The sequence below is a fragment of the Methanobrevibacter sp. genome (assembly GCF_045130115.1).
GTDB lineage: Archaea > Methanobacteriota > Methanobacteria > Methanobacteriales > Methanobacteriaceae > Methanocatella.
In genome coordinates, this window is record NZ_JBGUPC010000010.1 from 69,847 (window position 1) to 91,257 (window position 21,411).

The 21,411-nt window shown below is 38.1% G+C and carries 23 protein-coding genes and 1 rRNA gene; 14 read left to right on the top strand and 10 right to left on the bottom strand.

The annotated features are described in order from the left end of the window. The first annotated feature begins 3 nt into the window (after nucleotides 1-3). From ACJMML_RS02145 to ACJMML_RS02175, 7 genes are all read left to right on the top strand, one after another. The gene (locus ACJMML_RS02145; protein ID WP_405305753.1) at nucleotides 4-279 is read left to right on the top strand and encodes a 4Fe-4S dicluster domain-containing protein; all 276 of its coding nucleotides are present in this window, start codon (nucleotides 4-6) and stop codon (nucleotides 277-279) included. Continuing rightward, nucleotides 280-1,395, top strand: coding sequence for a 3-methyl-2-oxobutanoate dehydrogenase subunit VorB (locus ACJMML_RS02150; protein ID WP_405305754.1), 1,116 nt, complete (start codon nucleotides 280-282; stop codon nucleotides 1,393-1,395). 13 nt (nucleotides 1,396-1,408) lie between these two features. Beyond that, a complete protein-coding gene (locus ACJMML_RS02155) occupies nucleotides 1,409-2,848 on the top strand; it encodes a 2-oxoacid:acceptor oxidoreductase family protein (protein ID WP_405305755.1) in 1,440 nt (479 codons plus the stop codon). A gap of 9 nt (nucleotides 2,849-2,857) precedes the next feature. Further along, nucleotides 2,858-4,168 (top strand): Glu-tRNA(Gln) amidotransferase subunit GatD, encoded by a 1,311-nt coding sequence (gatD, locus tag ACJMML_RS02160; RefSeq protein ID WP_405305756.1) that lies wholly within the window; start codon nucleotides 2,858-2,860, stop codon nucleotides 4,166-4,168. A 9-nt stretch (nucleotides 4,169-4,177) separates the two neighbouring features. Beyond that, nucleotides 4,178-6,049, top strand: coding sequence for a Glu-tRNA(Gln) amidotransferase subunit GatE (gene gatE, locus ACJMML_RS02165; protein WP_405305757.1), 1,872 nt, complete (start codon nucleotides 4,178-4,180; stop codon nucleotides 6,047-6,049). A gap of 188 nt (nucleotides 6,050-6,237) precedes the next feature. Next, nucleotides 6,238-6,627: a hypothetical protein gene (locus tag ACJMML_RS02170; RefSeq protein ID WP_405305758.1), complete on the top strand. Its 390-nt coding sequence runs from the start codon at nucleotides 6,238-6,240 to the stop codon at nucleotides 6,625-6,627. Between the two features lie 5 nt (nucleotides 6,628-6,632). After that, nucleotides 6,633-6,917 carry a hypothetical protein gene (locus ACJMML_RS02175; RefSeq protein WP_405305759.1) on the top strand — a complete coding sequence of 95 codons (285 nt, stop codon included), beginning with the start codon at nucleotides 6,633-6,635 and terminating at the stop codon, nucleotides 6,915-6,917. Between the two features lie 205 nt (nucleotides 6,918-7,122). Here the strand turns inward: ACJMML_RS02175 and ACJMML_RS02180 are convergent, their stop codons facing one another. The 6 genes from ACJMML_RS02180 to ACJMML_RS02205 form a co-directional block, all read right to left on the bottom strand. Further along, entirely contained in the window at nucleotides 7,123-7,761 is a 639-nt protein-coding gene (locus ACJMML_RS02180) for a queuosine precursor transporter (protein ID WP_405305760.1), read from the bottom strand. A 492-nt stretch (nucleotides 7,762-8,253) separates the two neighbouring features. Beyond that, nucleotides 8,254-8,817 carry an Ig-like domain-containing protein gene (locus ACJMML_RS02185; RefSeq protein WP_405305761.1) on the bottom strand — a complete coding sequence of 188 codons (564 nt, stop codon included), beginning with the start codon at nucleotides 8,815-8,817 and terminating at the stop codon, nucleotides 8,254-8,256. A gap of 69 nt (nucleotides 8,818-8,886) precedes the next feature. Then, nucleotides 8,887-10,467: a hypothetical protein gene (locus ACJMML_RS02190; protein ID WP_405305762.1), complete on the bottom strand. Its 1,581-nt coding sequence runs from the start codon at nucleotides 10,465-10,467 to the stop codon at nucleotides 8,887-8,889. Between the two features lie 101 nt (nucleotides 10,468-10,568). Further along, nucleotides 10,569-12,806 (bottom strand): hypothetical protein, encoded by a 2,238-nt coding sequence (locus ACJMML_RS02195; protein WP_405305763.1) that lies wholly within the window; start codon nucleotides 12,804-12,806, stop codon nucleotides 10,569-10,571. A 120-nt stretch (nucleotides 12,807-12,926) separates the two neighbouring features. Beyond that, nucleotides 12,927-13,166, bottom strand: coding sequence for a hypothetical protein (locus tag ACJMML_RS02200; protein ID WP_405305764.1), 240 nt, complete (start codon nucleotides 13,164-13,166; stop codon nucleotides 12,927-12,929). 13 nt (nucleotides 13,167-13,179) lie between these two features. Next, nucleotides 13,180-13,590 (bottom strand): C-GCAxxG-C-C family protein, encoded by a 411-nt coding sequence (locus ACJMML_RS02205; protein WP_405305765.1) that lies wholly within the window; start codon nucleotides 13,588-13,590, stop codon nucleotides 13,180-13,182. Nucleotides 13,591-13,657: 67 nt separating this feature from the next. Between ACJMML_RS02205 and trxB the strand changes: the two genes are divergently transcribed. After that, nucleotides 13,658-14,572: a thioredoxin-disulfide reductase gene (gene trxB / locus ACJMML_RS02210; RefSeq protein ID WP_405305766.1), complete on the top strand. Its 915-nt coding sequence runs from the start codon at nucleotides 13,658-13,660 to the stop codon at nucleotides 14,570-14,572. Here the strand turns inward: trxB and ACJMML_RS02215 are convergent. Then, on the bottom strand, nucleotides 14,569-14,712 hold the full coding sequence (locus ACJMML_RS02215; RefSeq protein ID WP_405305767.1) for a hypothetical protein: 144 nt from the start codon (nucleotides 14,710-14,712) through the stop codon (nucleotides 14,569-14,571). The genes trxB and ACJMML_RS02215 overlap by 4 nt on opposite strands. Before the next feature lie 67 nt (nucleotides 14,713-14,779). Between ACJMML_RS02215 and ACJMML_RS02220 the strand changes: the two genes are divergently transcribed. The 6 genes from ACJMML_RS02220 to ACJMML_RS02245 all read left to right on the top strand — a co-directional run bounded on the left by ACJMML_RS02220 (nucleotide 14,780) and on the right by ACJMML_RS02245 (nucleotide 19,264). Next, nucleotides 14,780-15,271 carry a hypothetical protein gene (locus tag ACJMML_RS02220; RefSeq protein ID WP_405305768.1) on the top strand — a complete coding sequence of 164 codons (492 nt, stop codon included), beginning with the start codon at nucleotides 14,780-14,782 and terminating at the stop codon, nucleotides 15,269-15,271. Nucleotides 15,272-15,338: 67 nt separating this feature from the next. Continuing rightward, nucleotides 15,339-15,896, top strand: coding sequence for a GMP synthase subunit A (locus tag ACJMML_RS02225; RefSeq protein ID WP_405305769.1), 558 nt, complete (start codon nucleotides 15,339-15,341; stop codon nucleotides 15,894-15,896). 8 nt (nucleotides 15,897-15,904) lie between these two features. After that, complete coding sequence (locus ACJMML_RS02230) at nucleotides 15,905-16,165, top strand: hypothetical protein (RefSeq protein ID WP_303738641.1); 261 nt, start codon at nucleotides 15,905-15,907, stop codon at nucleotides 16,163-16,165. A gap of 1 nt (nucleotide 16,166) precedes the next feature. Then, the gene (guaA, locus tag ACJMML_RS02235; RefSeq protein WP_303738642.1) at nucleotides 16,167-17,093 is read left to right on the top strand and encodes a glutamine-hydrolyzing GMP synthase; all 927 of its coding nucleotides are present in this window, start codon (nucleotides 16,167-16,169) and stop codon (nucleotides 17,091-17,093) included. A gap of 49 nt (nucleotides 17,094-17,142) precedes the next feature. Further along, nucleotides 17,143-18,324 carry a hypothetical protein gene (locus tag ACJMML_RS02240; protein ID WP_405305770.1) on the top strand — a complete coding sequence of 394 codons (1,182 nt, stop codon included), beginning with the start codon at nucleotides 17,143-17,145 and terminating at the stop codon, nucleotides 18,322-18,324. Continuing rightward, nucleotides 18,317-19,264 (top strand): DegT/DnrJ/EryC1/StrS family aminotransferase, encoded by a 948-nt coding sequence (locus ACJMML_RS02245; protein WP_405305771.1) that lies wholly within the window; start codon nucleotides 18,317-18,319, stop codon nucleotides 19,262-19,264. Before ACJMML_RS02240 ends, ACJMML_RS02245 begins: the two co-directional genes overlap by 8 nt. Here the strand turns inward: ACJMML_RS02245 and cgi121 are convergent. The 3 genes from cgi121 to rrf form a co-directional block, all read right to left on the bottom strand. Further along, nucleotides 19,248-19,739 (bottom strand): KEOPS complex subunit Cgi121, encoded by a 492-nt coding sequence (gene cgi121, locus ACJMML_RS02250; protein ID WP_405305772.1) that lies wholly within the window; start codon nucleotides 19,737-19,739, stop codon nucleotides 19,248-19,250. The genes ACJMML_RS02245 and cgi121 overlap by 17 nt on opposite strands. A gap of 1 nt (nucleotide 19,740) precedes the next feature. Next, nucleotides 19,741-21,210, bottom strand: coding sequence for a (R)-citramalate synthase (locus ACJMML_RS02255; protein WP_405305773.1), 1,470 nt, complete (start codon nucleotides 21,208-21,210; stop codon nucleotides 19,741-19,743). Between the two features lie 78 nt (nucleotides 21,211-21,288). Further along, a 5S ribosomal RNA gene (gene rrf / locus ACJMML_RS02260) occupies nucleotides 21,289-21,406 on the bottom strand. Nucleotides 21,407-21,411: the final 5 nt, after the last annotated feature.

Consider the following 21,411-nt stretch of genomic DNA (forward strand, 5'->3'; position numbering starts at 1 on the left):
TAAATGACAGAAGAGATATCTTATCCAGTTATAAATAAGGAAATATGCAAAGGCTGTATGAGATGTATAGTCGGATGTCCTCAAAATGCAATATTGCTTTCACAAGACATGAACAACGCAGGATATCAATTTGCCTATTATAGCGGCAATGGATGTACAGGATGTAAGGACTGCTACTTTACATGCCCTGAACCACTGGCGCTTGAAGTACATCAGTATAAAAAGATTGTAAACGATTCAGTAGCAAAAATGATTAAAGCCAAAGCAGGAGGAAACTAAATGAGCAATCAGATGGTTAAAGGAAATACTGCAGTCGTCATCGGTGCAATGTATGCCGGTTGTGACTGTTTCTTCGGATATCCAATTACCCCTGCAAGTGAAATCTTGCACGAGGCTTCAAAATACTTCCCTATGGTTGGAAGAAACTTCGTACAGGCTGAAAGTGAAGAGGCATCAATCAATATGGTCTACGGTGCATCCGGAACAGGCCACAGAGTAATGACCTCATCATCAGGACCTGGAATCAGCCTTATGCAGGAAGGATTCACTTTCCTTGCCGGCGCTGAATTGCCTGCAGTGATTGTGGACATCATGAGAGCAGGACCTGGACTTGGAAACATCGGACCTGAACAAGGGGACTACAACCAAGTCGTCAAGGGAGGAGGACATGGAAACTACAAAAACATTGTTCTTGCTCCAAACAGCGTTCAGGAAATGTGCGACCTGACCATGAAAGCATTTGAACTTGCCGACAAATGGAGAAATCCAGTTGTGGTTTTAGCCGACGGTACATTAGGCCAGATGGCAGAACCGTTAGTGTTCCCTGAAAAAGCAATCGAACCTAAAAACGACAAGCCATGGGCAGTGAAAGGTAATGCTGAAACCATGGAAAATCTTATTACTTCAATTTATAATGACTTTAACGATTTGGAAGACTTCAACTTCAAGCTTCAGGAAAAATATGCAAAAATCGAAGCTGAAGAAGTAATCTATGACGAATATCAAGTTGATGATGCAGACATCGTTCTTGTATCATTCGGTATCAGCTCAAGAATCGCAAGATCAGCCGTTGACAAAAGCCGTGAAAAAGGCGTGAAAGTCGGACTCCTAAGACCGATTACACTATCACCTTTCCCAGTTGATAGAGTAAAGGAATTGGCAGACAAAGGAGTCAGCTTCATTTCAGTTGAAATGAGCAATGGCCAACTCCTGGCTGACGTGCAGTTTGCAGCACTCAGAAAAGAGGACACCCATCTGGTCAACAGAATGGGCGGAAACCTGATTGAACTGAAACAGATACTTGCTAAGATTTATGAAATAGCAGGCATTGACGATGAAGACATAGACCTATCCGAAAGAAGTGAGGAAAAGGCCAGTCCAAATATAATAGATTAGAGGATGTGGAAAGATGAGTGATAATAAAAACAAAGATTATGAATTACAGGTACGTAGAAATCCACAATCCCTTTTAGAAGAGTATCCAAGAAAAGGAACAAATATTCAATCTACTCACTACTGTGCCGGTTGTGGACACGGAATTTTACACAAATTGATTGCAGAATGTATGGACGAGCTCGGAATCCAGGAAAGATGCGTTATGATCTCCCCAGTCGGATGTTCAGTATATGCTTATTTCTACTTCAACTGCGGAAACTTCCAGACCGCTCACGGAAGGGCACCTGCTGTTGCTACAGGAATTTCCAGAGCTGAAGACAATGCAATTGTCATGAGCTACCAGGGAGACGGAGACCTTGCTTCAATCGGTTTGAACGAAACCCTGCAGGCTGCAAACCGTGGAGAAAAGATGGCAGTATTTTTCGTAAACAACACCGTTTACGGAATGACAGGCGGACAGATGGCACCAACTACCCTGATTGGAGAAAAAACAGTAACATGCCAGACCGGAAGAGATCCTGACTATGCGGGACATCCTACACACATGTGTGAACTGATTAATACTCTAAAAGCTCCTGTATACATCGAAAGGGTATCCCTTGCAAATCCATTGAAAATCAGACTTGCAAAATATGCAATCAAACAGGCATTGACCGTTCAGAAAGAAGGAAAAGGATATTCATTCGTTGAAGTATTGTCACCTTGCCCTACCAACCTGAAACAAGATGTTGCAAGTGCACAGAAATTCATTGAAGAGCAAATGGAAAAAGAGTTCCCTGTGAAAAACTTCAGGAACAACTTATACACCAAGGAACCTGTCCAAAGGCCTGCCAGTGACTTTTCAACCGAATCACTGGACAAGATATTTAACGTTAACAGAGGCGAAGGAACAGGCTATGTCGATGAGGAAATGGAACCTGTAAGCATCAAGGTTTCCGGATTCGGAGGTCAGGGTGTTTTAAGTGCAGGATTGACCATTGCCCAGGCAGCATGCGCTGAAGGAAAACATGTTTCATGGTATCCAAGCTACGGACCGGAACAGAGAGGAGGAAAATCAAACTGTTCTGTTGTAATTTCCAATGAAACAATCGGAACACCTGTCGTTGATGACATTGACATCCTAATTGCCTTAAACAAGCCTTCACTGGAACAGTTCTCACATGACGTGAAAGAAGGCGGAGTAATACTTTATGACGCTAAAATAGGAGAGTTTGAAACAGACCGTGACGTTAAGGTCATTGCAATGCCATGTGTGGATATTGCAGAGGAACACGGCAATGCCAGAACTGCAAACACTGCACTTTTAGGAGCATTGACCGAATTGGGTGATGTTTTAAAACGCGAATCCTATGAAAATGCAATCAGAGAAATGTTTGCATCCAAACCTAAGGTCATTGATGTGAACATTGAAGTTCTAGAAGCTGGAGCTGAATGGATTAAAAACAATTCATAGTGTGATTTGATGACATATAAAGAAAATGCTGAAAAATATATTGAAAATTACGGTTTGAGTATAGGAGACACCATCAAAGTCAATAAGGAAGACATATCCTATACAGGTATCCTACTTGACAGGCCTGAAGACGCAGATGACGGTTATCTCGTCATAAAGCTGTCAAGCGGTTATAACATTGGAGTGGCTATCAAGGATACCACTGCAGAACTCATTGAAAAGGGCGACAAGCCTAAAATAGGTTATGATGAAACTGAAATTCCACATGACGATTCAAAACAGAACATTTCAATTGTGTCAACCGGTGGTACAGTATCTTCAGTTATCGATTATCGTACAGGTGCGGTGCACCCTAAATTTACCGCATCAGACCTTGTTAAGGCCAACCCTGAACTGTTGGACTATGCCAATTACAATGTAAAGGCATTATATAATATTCTAAGTGAAGACATGAAGCCCGAATACTGGGTGAAAGCCGCAGAAGAAATAGCCAATGACATTTCCAACGGCGCTGACGGCGTTGTGATAGCGCATGGTACCGATACAATGCACTATACCTCAGCCGCATTGAGCTTCATGGTCAAAACTCCTGTTCCAATCATCATTACAGGTGCTCAGAGAAGTTCAGACAGACCTTCAAGTGATGCCAACATCAATTTAATAGATTCCGTGGTTGCGGCAAAGTCCGACATTGCTGAAGTCTGTGTCTGCATGCACGGAAGCCTTAACGACAAATACAACTACCTCCACAAAGGTACAAAGGTAAGGAAAATGCATACCTCAAGAAGGGATACATTCAGAAGCATAAACGCTCAGCCAATAGCTAAAATCGAAAACAGGAAAGTTAACATCAATCCTGAATATTCATACACAAAACGTGGCGAAAACGAGCTTGAACTGAATACCTGCATTGAGGAAAAAGTCGGATTCATCAAAAGCTTCCCTGGCATTTCCGAAGAGTTTATCGAATATCATATCGATAAGGGATATAAGGGCCTTGTCATTGAGGGAACAGGTCTCGGGCATGTGCCGAACGACCTGATCGATTCATTCAGAAGGGCACAGGACGAAAGGATTCCTGTGGTAATGACATCACAATGCCTATACGGAAGGGTCAACATGAACGTCTACTCAACCGGACGTAACATTCTGGATGCAGGAGTAATATCCGGACGTGACATGACCCCTGAAACAACATATGTTAAATTATGCTGGGCATTAGGCCAAAGTGACGATTACGAAAAGGTAAAAGAGATTATGCAAACCAACATTGCAGGTGAATTTAAAGAAAAATCCACAATCAAGGATTTCTTGAACTAAGGTGATAGCATGGAATACGATTATGAAAAATTAGGATTGAAAATGGGACTTGAAATTCACCAACAATTGAACAGCCAGCACAAGCTGTTCTGTCCATGTAAAACAGAGCTTGTTGACAATGATTTTGATGAACTTATCCAAAGGAAACTGAGGCCAACCCAATCAGAGCTTGGTGAAATCGACCGTGCTGCACTGCAGGAATCACTCAGAGGATTGAACTTCAAATATGAAAACTTTGCAAAGCACACCTGCCTTGTTGAAAACGATGACGAACCGCCTCATAGCCTGAATGAAGAGGCTTTGGACATCTGTATCACAATCGCATGCCTTATGAACATGCACATTGTTGACGAATTCCACACAATGAGAAAACAGGTCATTGACGGAAGTAACACAGGTGGTTTCCAGAGAACCGGTATGGTTGCAACCGACGGTTATCTTGAAACACCTTACGGCAAAGTGGTCATTGAAAGCTTAGGTCTTGAAGAGGACGCAGCAAGAAGGGTTGAAACCAAGGACGGATTTACCGAATTCAGGTTAGACCGTTTGGGAATACCTCTTGCAGAAATCACAACAGACCCTTCAATGCACCATCCTGATCAAGTAAGGGAAGTTGCATACATGCTCGGTCAGATATTGAGAAGTACCAACGTTAAAAGAGGACTCGGTACAATCAGACAGGACCTGAACATTTCCATTGCCGAAGGGGCACGTGTGGAAATCAAAGGTGTGCAGGACTTGGACCTGATGGCTGAAATAGTCAACCGTGAAGTTCAAAGGCAACTGGCACTTATTGATATCAGAAATGAGCTCCAGGCAAGAAATGCAGAAGTCCTTGAGGAAATCCATGATTTGGATGAGCTTCTTGAAGACACAGAATCCAAGATCTTGAAATCAGCTGAAACCATCAAGGCTGTTGTATTGAAAGGATATGACGGACTGATCGGCCGTGAAGTGCAGCCTGGAAGAAGATTCGGAACTGAAATTGCAAGCTACGCCAAAAAACGTGGAGTTGCAGGAATTTTCCACTCTGACGAATTGCCTGCTTATGGAATCAAACAGGATGAAGTTGACAAGATTGCAGAATTTTTAAACATAGGCGAAGAGGACGCATTCATCATTGTAGCGCATGATGAGGACATTGCAATATCCGCTTTAGAGGAAGTTAAAAGAAGAGCTCAATTAGGTTTAGACGGTGTCGTTGAAGAGACAAGAAAAGCGCTTGATGACGGCAACACCGAATACATGAGACCTCTTCCTACCGCAAACAGGATGTATCTTGAAACCGACATTCCATTATTCAAGATTACTGAAGACAGAATCGAGCCTATTGCAAACAACCTGCCTGAATTGCCAGATGTCAAACAGGCCAGGATCATTGAAGAGTACAAGCTAAGCGAAGACTTGGCAACACAGCTTGTCAAAAGGCAAGAGGCAGACATGTTTGAGGCAATTTTGGCTGATGTTGATGTTGATGCAACACCTGTCGCTTCACTTCTTGCATATGACCTCAGAGAAATCAAAAGGGAAGGGCATGATGTTAACATCTTAACTTTAGATCATTTCAAAGGGATATTCACATTATTGGCTGACGGCAAAATTGCAAAGGACAGCGTAAGAAAACTCGCAGTCGAAACCATCAAGGCACCTGACACAGAAATTTCAGAAATTGCCGAAAAAAGCAATCTTGTCATGATGAGCGAAGTGGATGTTCATAAAATAATTTCAGACATAGTAGCTCAAAATGAAGGAATGGTTAAGGAACGTCAGATGGGTGCAATGGGTCCATTGATGGGCATGTGCATGAAACAGCTCAAAGGAAAAGCCGATGGTGGACTCGTAAACAAAATCGTTCGTGAAGAAATTCAAAAACTAATTTAAGGAAACTCGAATGAGTTTCCAACAACTCCTTTTTTTAATTATATAAATTAATATTTTTGATGCATTTTACAAAAGGACGTCAATATTGACCTCATTAAAGAAAATTGACCTCATTTAATAGCAAATATTTATATAGAATTTAGAACATATCATATTCTATAATTTACCACTATTAGGAGGTTAATTTAATGATTCAAAAGTTTCAAGAAACAGAAAGAATATTTATTCCATCCTATGAAGAAAAAACTAGCACCATAACATTAGAAAAGTTCATAATAGAAAACTTTCAAATCCCAAATGATGATTTAAAAAAAATATGTGAATTTGTAAGTAATGACACCGAACTTGAAAAAATTATTTTTGAACTGCCAAATTTAATTCAAAGCGAAATAAACTACGATAAATTACAAATTAAATTCTACGAGGAATTCCAGGAAGATTATCTCCAGTTAGAGATTAACATTTTCACTTCCATAGATACCATAACTTCCTTGAAAATTGAAGACCTATTAGAACAAAGATTATACGAATTGTTTGAAAGCAATTCCGCAGACAAAATATTATTAATTATGGAGTAGTTTGAATGAAACAATCTGAAGAATTTGAATGGTGCGAATTCAACAATCTAGCAGATTCATATATTAATCAATCTAACGAAGCAAAACAAAGAACTGGTGTTAGCAGATATTATTACGGCACTTTCTGTACAATACGTGATTTTTTAAACGAAAATGATATTTTTTTGAATGAAAAATCGAAACAATGCATTCCAAAAAATCAGATGTTCATGGGGAAACTTCAAAAATCTTTAGAAAGCATGAAAGATTCAAGAAAAATAATATTGGAAAAACCATCTCGAAAGAATTAGACAAGTTAAGAAAAATGAGAAATGAAGCGGATTACGATAAAATTACTTCAGATTCATTAAACAAAATGATATTAAAATCTAAAATTAAATCTGAAAGAGTTTTTCAACTGCTCGATGAATTAAATTAATTTAAAAGGATAGTCTTTTAATCTAATACTATGGTAAAAATCCATAATATCTGATTAAAATACCCTTTTTTTTAATTCTAACCAAACAGTGACCCCTCATCCAAGGTCCTTATTTTTAAAATCACTTTTCGAGTTACAGGATAGAATATCAGTTCATACAATACCTTGAACACTATCTGACAGCAGATCATGGTCACAATCAATTCATTCGGCAGAACTCCATAGAATGAAATTGAAATGAAAATAACCGAATCGACTGTTTCCCCTATTATGGTACTCACTATAACACGTACAAAAAGCAGATTATGATATTTTTCCTTTAATTTGACAAGTACCTGGGAGTTTAAGAGATTGCCCAGCATGTAGGAAACAAGCCCTGCCACAAATAGCCGAGGAGTTGTTGAGAGAAGCGCTGCAAATGCAGGAGCATTGGGACTGCTTGAAGGAAACATCATGGCAACCTGATATAGGCCAACCGCCACTACATTGATGATAAAACCCAAATAGATAACATCTTTTGTCAGTTTAAAGCCGTAAATTTCAGAAAGGATATCATTAACGATGAATAGTATAGGAAATGTTAATATTGAACATGGCAATGCTATGAAACTTATTTCCAAAGTTCTGGTAGCCAATATGTTGGATGCAATCATGCAGGCACAAAATATTCCCGCAAGATATGCATATGCCTTAGTCTTGTTCATGTTTCCAAACATTTAATCACCTGTTGTTAATCATAATCTTTCATTCGGCATTAATCAATCTTTTGATTGGAACAGACAATGAAAAGCCCATGAACAATGCGCCATTTTTTCTTTTTATACTTTGTAATATAATTTAGGCATACCTAAAAAAATGCAAAGCTTTATATACTATGGTGACAAAGTAAGTAATAGAGATGAAATTTAGGTAAACCTAAAACACTCTACATTATTAGTCAAAAATACTAATACTCTCCAAACTTAGAATTGTGTTGAATTAGATTTTTCACAATTTGCAAATTTGATACAAGTCGTTCGGAAAATTAAAAAAAAATCTGCCAATATATAATTTTCCTCAAAAAAAACACATGGTGTTTAAACTAGTCACTTAAACACCAATACTCTCTCTTTTTACATTAAGAAATAGTCTAAGACCGATTGATATTTATATGAAGATATAAACTGTAAAAATTAAGAAATATAGATGTTTAGAATAACATATATTTATTAAAAAGTTTTATAGTTAGGGTCCTGTGTAGGATCAATGAAAAATTCTCCAGAGGGACTATAAACCCCTCTAACCCCATCTTTATATGACTCGGTATGCCCATCATATACCGGTTCTGTAGTATATCCACCAGAACTTGAAGAATAAGATTCTTCAGTTACAGTTTCCGTAACTTCCTCTTTAATATTCAATTTCTGTGTTGTGCTGTTTCCAGTGTAGTTTTCATTACCACTATAAGTAACATTAACATTGTATTTGCCCTTTTTCAAGTTCAAATCAAGTTTTGCCTGTCCTTTGGAATTTGTTTTGACAGTTTCATTGACCACAACCTTGCCTTTCTTGTTTGTAATTGTAATGTTAACTTTTTGTTTGGATATTGGTGTTTTGTTTAATTCAGTTAGTTGTATTTTTAGTTTCCCTCCTTCATATTGCTCTTTATCACTTGTTATTTTAATTTTAGTTGGCTCTTTTACATTAGAGGATTGTAAAAACATTGCCCCAGCAACAACTGCAAGAACGATAACAACAGCAACTAAAATTATGATAATATTCCTGTTTTCCATATCTTCACCTCAAAATTTAGAATAAAATTTCATAAATACTGCACATACTAACACTAGACATTTACCGGATTATATAATGGTTATTTTACTTATGCCTGAAATTTTATATTTATAATCCGCTGTATTTATATTAGCATTATAGCTTCCCGCTTTTAAGGTTTTGGTATTTAATTTAGCAATGCCTCCCCTATCTGTTTTTACGGTGAAGACCTGTGAGTCGCTTCCAGAAGTTAATTTAATTTTAATTTTTACTCCCCTAACGACTTTTTTAGTATTTTTGTTTATAACTTTCACTTTAAAGTATTCCGCCGCATTGAAATGGTTTTTTATATCCGGAGCATGTACAATTGTTGGAGTTTTAATAAGATTATCAATGTTTCCGAATTTATGATAACCCATATATTTCATTTTTGGAACTTTTGGAAGTTTATATCCTCTGACAGCTTTGCCTTTAAATTTAACGGTGTCTACTAATCTGCCGGATGATACGCCAACAAATTTGCCGTTGTCGTTTGCAGCATAACATTTAAGTGAAGATGTTGTCTTATACATATTATCTGAAGTAGCTTTCCAATGAAGAACTACAATCTGCCTCCTATATACACCATACCTGTCAGTGGCCCCTACTTTGATTGCGGCTTTAGCGGGATCCTTACTGTATTTACCATAAGTGCTGTGACGATAATAGTGTTTAAAATTAGGTGTGCAAAGGAATTGACCTGGTTTTAATTTGCCTGTGATGATTTTATTTTTCCACACAACAGCATATTTGCCGTTTGGAGCCTTAATTGCAAAATGTCCGAAATTGACATCTCTTTTATACCTATAGATTTTTTTTATGGAGGACATTTTAATTTTATTTGACCTAACCATATCTGCAGACAAGCTTTCCATTCTTTTGATGAAACCTGTGGAGTCAAGTCCGCCATTACCTACTATCCACCCATTAGAAAAGACAATTAAGTGAACAAAACGATTAGAATTATAATGTTTCACGGCGGGCAATCCTTTTATGGTGCAGTGTTTTACAGTGATAGTGGTTGACGCAATATTGTCCCTTCTAAATCCTCCGACTGCTTCAGTATCGCTCACCTGCAAATAAAAAGAGCAACAGTCTTCGCCCGCAGGGGTTTTTGCATTTGCGGTTACCTTAGATTTAGAATTTTTACAGACAACATAACTAGAATCTTTGATTTGAACAGGCATTTTATATTTCCCAATAATCAAATCGTTGCCTGAAGGGCATATTCTATTTTCATCATTAGTGACACCCACATAGCTGTTTGGTTTTAAATTTAAATCCAATGTGATTTTTCCCAAATCATCTGAGGTTTTGTCATACTGTTTTCCATCTATGAATAGACTGATTTGTTTATCTTTAATTGGAATTCCATTAGCATCTTTTATATAGCTTTCAAGAACATTATCTCCATTATAATACCAATCTATTTCATTTATCTCAATTTGAGGATCATTAGCTACGTTTTCCTCATAATCGATACTTAATCCATTATCCTCATTTTCAGAGAACCCCATATCCTGCAAAATAATTTGTGTATCGTTATCCTGAGCTGAAACGGCACACAAAGTAATTAATAAAATTAAAAATATCAGAACAATATTAAAAGCCTTTTTGAAATTCAAGTTCATAATTCCCCAACCTAAGACTATATAAGATTATTTATGGTAAACCATTTAAATAAACTTGTGCATCACGTTATCAAAAAAAGTGAAGTAACCGCCGAAGCGAGTTACCTTTTAACTTTAGAAGTCTTTTTGACTGTGTCTTTAAGGTATGTTGCCTGATAAACTACCTTTTTGCCAACTTTGAGCTTTTTCAAGACTGATTTTTTAATGCTAACCTTTGCAACACCCTTAGAGTTGGTTTTTACCTTGTAGGTTTTTCCTTTGAACTTGAAGACAATCCTTTTATTCTTGAGATATTTGCCGTTGACCTTTGCCAAACTTGCGGCCAATACCAATTTTTTGGCGGATTTATTGACGGATGCTGATTTGAGGCTGACCAGATGCTTTACGACAACCTTATTCCTGGCACTTACACCCTTATATCTGATTTCGATGGAATGTGTGCCCACCTTAAAGTTACTGCCAATCTTAATTGTAACAAATCCGTTTTTATCTGTCTTAAGGTTTTGCATCTTGTTGTCAATGAGAACCGCTACGTTTTTCCCTTCACTTTCAGGATTTCCATCATCCCCGATGATTCGGACCTTATATTCGGCATTGCCTGCATAGTATACTGTCAGATCCTTATTGCTTTGAATGCGATTTACGATTTTCAAGGTCTTTGTCACATTTCCGGCGATTTCTGAAGAAACAAACACGGAATATGTGCCTACATTCAGGTTCGCCCTGACATTGGCAATTCCCTTTTCATCAGTCATTGCATAATATTGATTTGAGAGAACTTTAAATGAAATCAATTTGCTTGCAATGCCATTTCCATTCTCATCAACCAATTTAACCTGATAGTCATAGTCACTATTCCTGGAGCGGGTCATGTCATGTGCATAAAGGGATGCTGATTTGACATGAATGTTGATTTTTGTCTTGTTGGACACATAATTGTCATCACCGCTGTAGGTTATTTTAGCAGAATGATTGCCTGATTCGAGTTTTGGAAGAACAATCACACAACTTCCGTTTAAAAGTGAAGCTGTGTAGACATTCTCAGTCAATTTAACTGTTACTGTACCTGTTGCATTTTCTGGAAGGACAATTTGAATTTCAGCATTTTCATCAGCAGCAATACTAATATCTGCGACATCCAATGAAACATTTTGCTTATTTTGAGCTTCATGGCTTTCATTTTCAAGTATTTCCATCAGTATTCCTTCCCTTACCCCATTTTTACAGAAATGAAGATATGTCACGTTGAAATATTCGGCAATTGTTTTTGTAATGATCAAGCCAGGTAAGAAAGTGTTAATCCTTTCCGCATCGACATTGAGAATCTTTTCATAATTCTCCCTGGTCGGCTCGCTGAATTCATTTAACAGGTCATCCAGCATTGAGACCGGAATATAGCTAACATCATCAATATATCCAAGATACTGAAGAACTTTTTTAATTTTTTTAACTGACCCGCCTATACCGAACAGGTCCCCTCTTTGAGTGGAATTATCCACAACAAGTTTGTCAAGCTCAGACAATACCCTATTTTTTATATTAATAATCTCTGTTTGATTTGGAAACATTCCGCTGACATATTCCTGGTAGGAGGACTCTGCACCGATCGGCATGCTTTCAGAAGTTATTATTTGCTTATTTACAAAATCAATTACTTCACAGCTTCCTCCTCCCAAATCAATTACAATACCATTATCGGTTGTCAATTCACTATCCTTTACAGAGTTAAAAGTCGTATTTGCTTCCTTTTCACCGCTCAACAGATTAATGTCCAATCCGACTTTCTTCTTGACTGTTGCAATCACCTCTTCGGAATTGTCAATCTTTCTCAGGCTGGCTGTTGCAAACACAAATTTTGTTTTGACATTGACAAGGTTCATGACTTCATCAAAATCCTTCAAAACAGACACCAGCGCATCTATTCCCTCTTTTGTCAGATTGTTGTTTTCAACATAAATTGAAGTCACAGACTTTTCAGATAAGGATAATACGGATTTAGGCTTTCCACTATTCTTAATCTTGTATATCTCTAATTTCATACTGTTTGCACCTATATCCACAATACCATACAAAGGGGATTCACCGTCATTTTCCAAAACAGCATCAGATTCCTGGACAGATATGTTTTCATCGTATGAATTTTCAAATGAATCAGCCGGTGAAACCGTTAAAGTATTATTGACATCACAAACCGAAATATTATCAGATGCATATATTATCTCTTCATTCTGGTCTTTTGCATTTAAAACATCAAAAGTGGAATTATCTTCAGCACTTACAGCAGAAACGGCCAATAAAGAAATAATGAATAATGCCATTATCATGAATTTCTTATTCATAAAAATTTTTCCCTCCCCTAATAAAATATTACATTACAAATATTATTTTTTTAAACAACTAATAATTTTTTGAATAGATTTAAATGGAAAGCAAAAGGGGTAATGGGTGCCTTGAGGAGATTACCACAAATCGTCTATAATATTTTCCAAATCCTCATCATCGATTCTTCCGTATTCCAAATCCTCTAAAGTATAGCAGTAATTCTCCAATACCCTTTCCACCTCAGCTGCATTATAATCTCTTCCGTCGATGGTGACAGTATCATCGCCATATTCTTCATCTTCTCCCATATAGCAACATTCGGGACAGTAAGGTTCGCCTTCATCAATCCAAGACCCACATCGTGGACAGATTCCCACAATACCGCCTCAATCAGATCAATTCCTCAAGGATTCTGGCCGCAGACTCAACCATTTTCGGACATAATTCCCCAAAGAGATTATTTTCCCGTGCATATTCGACACCCTCTTCAGTGCTGATGTCGCAGTTGAGCAAATCCCTGCAGATATAAGAGCCGTTTTCAGATTCAAAATCATCCAGTAATCTTACACAAGCCTCATTGCTTTTAGATTTGTCCTCTCCATACTTCAAGCCCAAAGCCATCAAAGCGCCGGTGCATGCTCCGCATACTTCCGCTTTTCTCATTCCGCTTCCAAAGCAGGCGCCAATCTTTAGAGCCTGTTCCTTTGAAAGCCCTAAATCTTCTGAAAAAGCGGCAAATACTGCCTGTGAGCACACATAACCATCTTCAAACAATTGAACTGCATCTTCTATTCTAGTCATATTAATTAGTTTCATTCAACATATATATTAAAATAACTAAAATCAAATATAAATTTGAGGTAAAAACATGAATGAGTATGACATCATTATTATAGGAGCGGGACCGGGCGGACTGACAGCAGGAATCTATGCTGGTCGTCAGGGAACCAAGAATCTGATTATCGACAGAGACCTGGCCGGAGGACTGGGACGTGAAGTTCCGGAAATGGAAAACTATCCCGGCTTTGACAACATCTCAGGTCTGGAGCTGATTGAAAAGATGAAAGCCCAGGCAACCAGAAACTGCGATTTAAGGGAGATGGAAGAGGTTACTGAAATCACAAAAACTGATGAGGAATACCGGTTCACAGTTAAAACAACCAAGGACACCTACCTGTCAAAGGCAATAATCCTTGCAACAGGCAGTTCCCACAGACAGCTTGAAGCCAAAGGAGAAGAGGAATTTAAGGGAAAAGGTGTGAGCTACTGCGCCACATGTGACGGATTCTTCTTTGCCGGACGTGACATCATCATGGTCGGCGGGGGAAACAGTGCACTGCAGGAAGCGCTATACCTCAAAAACCTCGGCGCCAATGTGACTGTGGTCCACAGAAGAGACGAATTCAGGGCTCAAAAGCACCTTCAAAATCAGATAAAGGAAGCCGAAATTCCAACAATACTCAATGCCACAGTCGAAGAGATAAAAGGAGAAATGCTCGTTGAGTCAGTCATATTAAAGGACACACAAACTGGAGAACTTAAAGAACTGCCTATCAATGGAGTTTTCGTTAGCGTAGGCTACATTCCCCACACTGAACTTGCAAAACAATTGGATATAGACCTGGATGAATCCGGACACATTATCATAGATAAAAAACAGAAAACCAATGTGGATTATGTCTATGCAATCGGTGATGTCTGTGTAGGTCTAAAGCAGTGGGTTGTTGCATGTGGAGAAGGTGCAGTTGCTGCAACTTCTGCCTTTGAAGATTTAAAAAGTTAATATCGTTCCTTTAGGAACATGTAGATGAAAAATGCGATAAGCAACACTACAATTACAGGCAATAACCACATGAATACTTTAAGCAACACTACTGCTGCAAATATAGCAATTATTATATATATTAAATCTTGAAGTTCCATGTAATTCAAATTTATTAATCTTAATATATAAATTTAGTGAAAAATATTCCTTATACTAGATGATAGAATGAATAAGACAAAAAGAAATCTGATGATAATAATTATTGTTATACTGTTTTTAACTTCCATTGTCGTATTCCTGAATTTTCAAAAGGAAACCGTTGAATTTGAGGACTTTTCAGTTGAGGCCCCATTAGGATCAAGTTTCGGGAAAGTCAAAGAAAACGATGATTTGATTAAAGAAATGTATAGATGTTATGGGGAAGATCTGACCATTACCTCCTTTGATAAGGGATACGTTGAGGACACATACTACAACAATACCGGCGAAAGAATCGATTTTTCCAAATCAATGATTGAAAACATAAGCGGAAGCGACAACGATGAATTGAAGGAGCTGTCTCCAAATCTGACCCAAATCATCCAAAAAACAGACATGAACGGATATGAAGATACTGATGTCGCCTGCATATATCATGATGATGACCATGTAATCATCATCGAAGGAGGGGATGAAAAATTCATAACTGAAATTGCAAAATCAATCAAGATATTGTAAGAAATTAATAAAATATAATAAATAAAAAAGCCAAAAATAATATCATTATATTTTGATGGAGCATAACATGACAATAGTAGTAGTTAATAACAAAGGCCAATATAACCATAGAATCGCTAGAAGTTTACAATACCTTAAGATTCCATCCGAACTTGTCTCAAATGATTTGAGCATCGAAGAAATCGAAGCTAAAAATCCTATTGGACTTATTTTAGGTGGAGGACCTTCTCTTGAAGGTGCAGGAAACAGCGAGGAATACATCAAACACTTCGACATTCCGATTCTAGGAATCTGTCTTGGCCATCAATTGATTGCTAAAACATACGGTGGGGAAGTTACCACATCAGATACTGAAAGTTATGCTCAGGTTAAAATTAATATCAATAATGATGAAAACTTATTTAAAGGATTGGCTCCAGAAATGGATGTTTGGTCTTCTCACAAAGACGAAGTGAAAACAATTCCCGAAGATTTTGAAATCCTGGCCAGTTCCACTTTGTGCGATGTTGAATCCTTTAAACATAAGGATAAGGAAGTTTATGGAATTCAATTCCACCCTGAAGTGCATCATACTCCAAAAGGAGAAATAATATTTAAAAACTTTTATGAAATCTGTAAAAAATAGGTGTAATAATGATTGATAACGCTGATGATTTAAGAGATAAAGCAAATGAATTTAAGACCGGATTAAAAAAGCAGTATGTAAACATCCCAATTGGCGATGAAGAATACGGCTTTAGAATTTCTGGTATTGGCCAAAAATCTGTTAAATTAGAAAAATATGTTAAATTTGATGACATTTTTGAAGCTATTGAATCAGGCAATGACAACGGCCTGGAAGCCATGATCAAACAAATAATTGAAGATTACGAAGAAGAAGATGAAGAGGAATAAAATGTTAAGTCCTAAAGAATTTATTGAAGATGCAATCCAAAAAATCAAAGACCAAATTGGTGATGAAAAAGCAATCATCGCTTTATCCGGCGGAGTAGACAGTTCAGTATGTTCTGTACTTGTCCAAGAGGCTATTGGCGATAACCTAACTGCAGTTTTTGTTGACCATGGTCTTTTAAGAGAAGGTGAAGTCGAACAAGTTACCAACACTTTCAAAGACAGGCTAAACTTTAAGTTTGTTGATGCTTCAGATGAATTTATGGATCAGCTTGCAGGTGTTGAAGACCCTGAAGAAAAACGTAAAATTATCGGAAGAGTATTTATCGAAGTATTTGAAAGGGAAGCAATCAAATCCGATGCAAAATTCCTGGTGCAAGGAACCATTGCTCCTGACTGGATTGAAACCAAAGGCGAAATCAAATCACACCACAACCTTGCCCTTCCAAGCGGAATGGAACTTGAATTGTGCGAACCTATTCGTGACCTCTACAAAGATGAAGTAAGGGAAATCGGTGACGAATTAGGATTGCCTGCAACCACCGTTTACAGACAACCTTTCCCAGGACCTGGACTTGGAGTTCGTGTTGTTGGAGATTTGACAAGAGAAAATGTTGAAATCTGCAGAAAAGCAAACAAGATTGTTTGCGATGAAATTGAAGCAGCAGGCATTGATAAGGACGTATGGCAATACTTCGCCGTATTGACTGACACCAAAGTTACAGGTGTGAAAGGAGACCAAAGAGACTTCGGATACCTTGTTATAGTCAGAGTGGTCAACTCAATTGATGCGATGACCGCATCCGTTGCTGAACTTCCTTGGGATGTTGTTCAAACCATTTCAAAAAGAATCACTTCCGAAATTTCTGAAGTTACCCATGTCGCTTTATCAATTAGTGATAAACCACCTGCAACCATCGAATTCTGTTAAAAATACTGAACTGCAGTATTTTTAATTTTTTTACTTTTTTTAGAATATTATGAAAACCACAAAAAATGCATATTTAGCCAAACTGACAGAACAAATCCAGATGAAATCTGTTAAGGTCGGCAAAAACCTGGAAGGGACAACACCCCCATCAGTCTTCATCGGCAGATGGTCATATCCCAAGGTCTATGCAGGCCCCATGATGAGTTCCCAAATGGGAGACACACATATCATGGACTCTCCGGAAGAGTGGCTCGGCCAGAACAAAACCCAGGAAGAAATCATTAACTACAGGATGAACCTTGTAAGGGGCAAGCAGCTGATCAAGATTGATGATTTGGAAAATCCTTTTGTCGAAAAACTTCAGGACATTTCACTTGCATCAAAATCAATCGACAGCGAAGCGACATTCGGAAAAAGGCCCAGGGGGTCAATGCTTTCAGAAGACAGCATGCCTCACGGACCAAGTGCTGTCATCGAGAAATTCGACATCGATGCGGTGAGATGGGACAAGCAACTGGAAAAGACATTCTATGATACCGATTTGAAGGCAACCGAAGCGGTATTGAACCTGCACAATAAGGACGTTCCATTTTCTGCAATGCAAAAGGCATTTTCTGTAGGTGCAATAGGAATCAAAAACAACAGAAAACTGGTTCCGACACGCTGGTCAATCACAGCATGCGATTCAACACTGGCGGATGAGTTTCTCAAGGAAGTGAGAAAATTTGAAATACTGGATACATACAGGGTCTTTGAATTCGGAGCCCTGAACAACTATTATGTAATCATCCTGACTCCAGGAGAATGGGAATACGAATGGTATGAGGCATTCATCAAACTAATGAAAAACGAAGAACTAATATTTTCGGATTATGAAACCAACGGCGGCAAAAAGGAATATTCCATTGTTGGAGGCTGCTACTACACCGCCAAAATGGCCGTCCTTGATTACCTGATGAAGATTAAAAAGCAATCCGGACTGATAATATTGAGAGAAGCCTATGACGGATATGTTCCATTGGGCGTTTTCAATGTTCGTGAAAACATCAAGGAAGCAATGCTGCAGCCATACCTGGAATTTGAAACCCTGGAAAAGTGTCTGGAATATGCGGGAACCAAACTGAAAATACCTATCAGCAGATACGTGAAGCAGGGAACACTGCTGAATGAGATGCTTCACACAAAACAGACAACCCTTGACATGTACTTTAAAAGTGAGAACAATGTTTAAATTTAAAACCCCTTCAAAGAGAACCTTGGAAATAATGTCTGAAGTTGCTAAAGGCAACGTCGAAAAGGACTATGAGGAAAGCTGCATCAATAAGATTAAGGATCTGACCGGCAAGGAATACGTCAAGATGACCTCAAGCGGAAACAACAGCATCTTTATTGCACTTTCTGCCGTTGAAGGAGACATCATTGTTCCGGACCAGGGAGCATGGCACGGATTTAAGCAGATTGCCAGATTCCTGAATAAGAACATAATCACTGTAAAGACCGATTTGGGAATTATAAATACCGATTATCTGGATGATTTGGACATTCAAGATTCATCAGCACTGATATTTACAAGTTTTGCGGGTTACAGCGCCGAGCAGGACGTCAAATCCATCTGCAGATATTGCAATGACAGAAACATTACCACAATTGAAGACGCTTCGGCAGGAATCGGAGACGATAAAAACAATCTGGGCAAAAATTCAGACATCGTCCTTGCATCAACAGGTTCTCCAAAAATTATCAATGCGGGAAGCGGAGGATTCATTACAGCTGACGATGAGGAAGTTTTCAAAAAAACTGCTCTCCCCCAAAAATTAAGCAAAACATCACAAATAGTATGTAGTGGTATAGATAATGAACTTAATCAAGTTAAAGATAACCTTGAAGTATCATTAAATGCAACAGACTATGTAAAAAAACATATACCTAATGCAATACATGCAGATAAAAGAGGGCTTAATGTAATTATACCGAACGATGATGCAAAGTCAATATGTTGGGATTTGAAAAGGACACTGACAACAGACAAAAGCGGATTCATAACAACATGCCCCAACTATAATCGCGTGAAACAAAAGGCGATATGTGTAGAAATAAAAAACCTGGATTACAAATGCCTGAAAAATGAGTATCTTGATAAGATAATCGATGAAGTCACATGTCGACTGTAAGTTTTGTGATTCTGTCAATAATAATCTCTTCAATAGACATGTTGTGAAGTTCATCATCACTGATTTTATATATTTCAACCAGCTTATCCTCATTTGGGATTAAAACATCATCATCTCTAGTAAAAATAGAAGATAACTCCTGAGTGTAATCCTTTGAATTTATCAAAATTGCACATAGCCCCATATTTCCTTCCTTCAGGCCTAAAATTTTAAATGCCTTTGAAATCTGGCGCTGGGCAGAACATCTTAAAACTATCTCCACACTTAAGTCATTGGCCAAATTTTCACCACGTTCAAATGCAAGAAACGCCTGATTGACGCCATGAATTATATGATTTTTTGAAACTACAGAATCCGCATTCAAAAGCTGGATAATCTCACCATCATCCTTGATGGAGTTGATTTCATCAAGCACATCCCCAACAGAATCGATGTTTGCCCTGAATCCCAATATTTGAATATTGTCCATATGCATATTAATCCCTTAATAACCTATTTACCCCGGCAATGTATGCCTTCACACTGGCATTGATAATGTCAGGTTCAGTACCACGGGCTGAAACAACCTTGTCCTCCTGCTGCAATTTAATAATCACATCAATGAAAGCGTCAGTACCTCCGGTGATTGCGTCTACGTGATACTCAATCAAATCAATATCCCTGAACATGTCCAATGATTTGAGCGCATTGATTGCAGCATCAACAGGACCTACACCCACTCCCGCATTTAGAATTTCCTCATTATCGATTGTGACCTTAACGGATGCGGTAGGCATTACCTTGTTTCCGGAAACGATGGTTACCTCATCCAACCTGATTCTGTCCTCATGATTTATCTGCAAGACATTGTCGGCAATTGCCTGCAGGTCAACATCGGTAACAGTTTTTCCCTTATCCGCCAAATCCTTAATATCATTGCAAATCTGATTCAGCTGATCCTTATTGACGTTGAGACCCAGTTCCTTCAATCTGGAATCAAGTCCATGAGTCCCCATATGCTTTCCGAGGACAAACTTGCGCTTACGTCCTACAAGTTCGGGAGTTATAGGTTCATAAGTGGCGGAATTCTTAATGATTCCATCTGAATGGATTCCTGATTCATGGGCAAAAGCATTTTCGCCAACAATCGCCTTATTTGGCTGGATATACACTCCAGTGGATCTTGCAACCAATTTGGAAATGTCATAAATTTCACTGATTTGAACGTTAGTTGAAAAATCCGGAAGCAATCTGTCAATGCTGACAACACACTCTTCAAAAGAGGTGTTTCCGGCCCGCTCCCCAATACCGTTAACGGTAGTGTGGATTTCGCTGGCCCCTGCCTTAACTGCTGATAATGTATTTGCAACAGCAAGTCCGAAATCATTATGGCAATGAACAGAAACGGGAGCCTTCAAATCATTCAGCTTATTGAATAGGTCATATGATGAATCGGGAGTCAATATTCCAACAGTATCACATACGCAAAGCCTGTCTGCATGATGGTCAATTGCATTCAAGAAGACTTCCCTTAAAAAATCAACATCACTCCTGGAAGCGTCTTCGGCAGATATCTCAACAATCAAACCATGATCATTACAATAATCAATTGCATCATTAGATAAATCAATGAGTTTATCCCTAGTAGTATTCAATTTATCTGAAATGTGCAAATCAGAAGTGGGAACAACAAGGTTGACTGCATCAACATCACATTCAAGACAGTAATCTATATCGACAGTCAAAGGTCTTGAAAAACTTAAAATTTCTGCATTAAACCCCTGTTTAGTAATTTCCTTAATGGATTCTCGTTCACCTTCAGATGTAATGGCGGAACCTGCTTCAATAAAATCGATTCCAATTTCATCAAGCTTTGAAGCTATTCTTAGTTTTTCCAACGGAGTTAATGATACACCTGGAGTCTGTTCCCCATCACGCAATGTGGTATCTAATATTTTAATATTCATAAAATCACTGAAAAATTTCAATACGGGTATTAAGCAAAAAAAAAATGTCAAAAAAAGAAAGTAATAATTGTAATAGAAGGCTTGCAGCGAAATGAAATTCCCATAGAAAACCATAGTACACAAACAAAACGCAAAAAGACTTCACTACTGGGATCGAAACGAGTCCAGGTATAACCCTCATGCTATGGCCGCAATACCTAC

Bases quoted from the DNA above. Each gene is read 5' to 3' on its own strand.
- ACJMML_RS02190 (WP_405305762.1), bottom strand. From the start codon at position 10,467: ATGAACTTGAATTTCAAAAAGGCTTTTAATATTGTTCTGATATTTTTA.
- gatE (WP_405305757.1), top strand. From the start codon at position 4,178: ATGGAATACGATTATGAAAAATTAGGATTGAAAATGGGACTTGAAATT.
- ACJMML_RS02245 (WP_405305771.1), top strand. From the start codon at position 18,317: ATGTTTAAATTTAAAACCCCTTCAAAGAGAACCTTGGAAATAATGTCT.
- ACJMML_RS02230 (WP_303738641.1), top strand. From the start codon at position 15,905: ATGATTGATAACGCTGATGATTTAAGAGATAAAGCAAATGAATTTAAG.
- guaA (WP_303738642.1), top strand. From the start codon at position 16,167: ATGTTAAGTCCTAAAGAATTTATTGAAGATGCAATCCAAAAAATCAAA.
- ACJMML_RS02205 (WP_405305765.1), bottom strand. From the start codon at position 13,590: ATGACTAGAATAGAAGATGCAGTTCAATTGTTTGAAGATGGTTATGTG.
- ACJMML_RS02145 (WP_405305753.1), top strand. From the start codon at position 4: ATGACAGAAGAGATATCTTATCCAGTTATAAATAAGGAAATATGCAAA.
- trxB (WP_405305766.1), top strand. From the start codon at position 13,658: ATGAATGAGTATGACATCATTATTATAGGAGCGGGACCGGGCGGACTG.
- ACJMML_RS02225 (WP_405305769.1), top strand. From the start codon at position 15,339: ATGACAATAGTAGTAGTTAATAACAAAGGCCAATATAACCATAGAATC.
- ACJMML_RS02215 (WP_405305767.1), bottom strand. From the start codon at position 14,712: ATGGAACTTCAAGATTTAATATATATAATAATTGCTATATTTGCAGCA.
- ACJMML_RS02155 (WP_405305755.1), top strand. From the start codon at position 1,409: ATGAGTGATAATAAAAACAAAGATTATGAATTACAGGTACGTAGAAAT.
- ACJMML_RS02255 (WP_405305773.1), bottom strand. From the start codon at position 21,210: ATGAATATTAAAATATTAGATACCACATTGCGTGATGGGGAACAGACT.
- ACJMML_RS02220 (WP_405305768.1), top strand. From the start codon at position 14,780: ATGAATAAGACAAAAAGAAATCTGATGATAATAATTATTGTTATACTG.
- cgi121 (WP_405305772.1), bottom strand. From the start codon at position 19,739: ATGCATATGGACAATATTCAAATATTGGGATTCAGGGCAAACATCGAT.
- ACJMML_RS02195 (WP_405305763.1), bottom strand. From the start codon at position 12,806: ATGAATAAGAAATTCATGATAATGGCATTATTCATTATTTCTTTATTG.
- ACJMML_RS02240 (WP_405305770.1), top strand. From the start codon at position 17,143: ATGAAAACCACAAAAAATGCATATTTAGCCAAACTGACAGAACAAATC.
- ACJMML_RS02175 (WP_405305759.1), top strand. From the start codon at position 6,633: ATGAAACAATCTGAAGAATTTGAATGGTGCGAATTCAACAATCTAGCA.
- ACJMML_RS02185 (WP_405305761.1), bottom strand. From the start codon at position 8,817: ATGGAAAACAGGAATATTATCATAATTTTAGTTGCTGTTGTTATCGTT.
- gatD (WP_405305756.1), top strand. From the start codon at position 2,858: ATGACATATAAAGAAAATGCTGAAAAATATATTGAAAATTACGGTTTG.
- ACJMML_RS02150 (WP_405305754.1), top strand. From the start codon at position 280: ATGAGCAATCAGATGGTTAAAGGAAATACTGCAGTCGTCATCGGTGCA.
- ACJMML_RS02180 (WP_405305760.1), bottom strand. From the start codon at position 7,761: ATGTTTGGAAACATGAACAAGACTAAGGCATATGCATATCTTGCGGGA.
- ACJMML_RS02170 (WP_405305758.1), top strand. From the start codon at position 6,238: ATGATTCAAAAGTTTCAAGAAACAGAAAGAATATTTATTCCATCCTAT.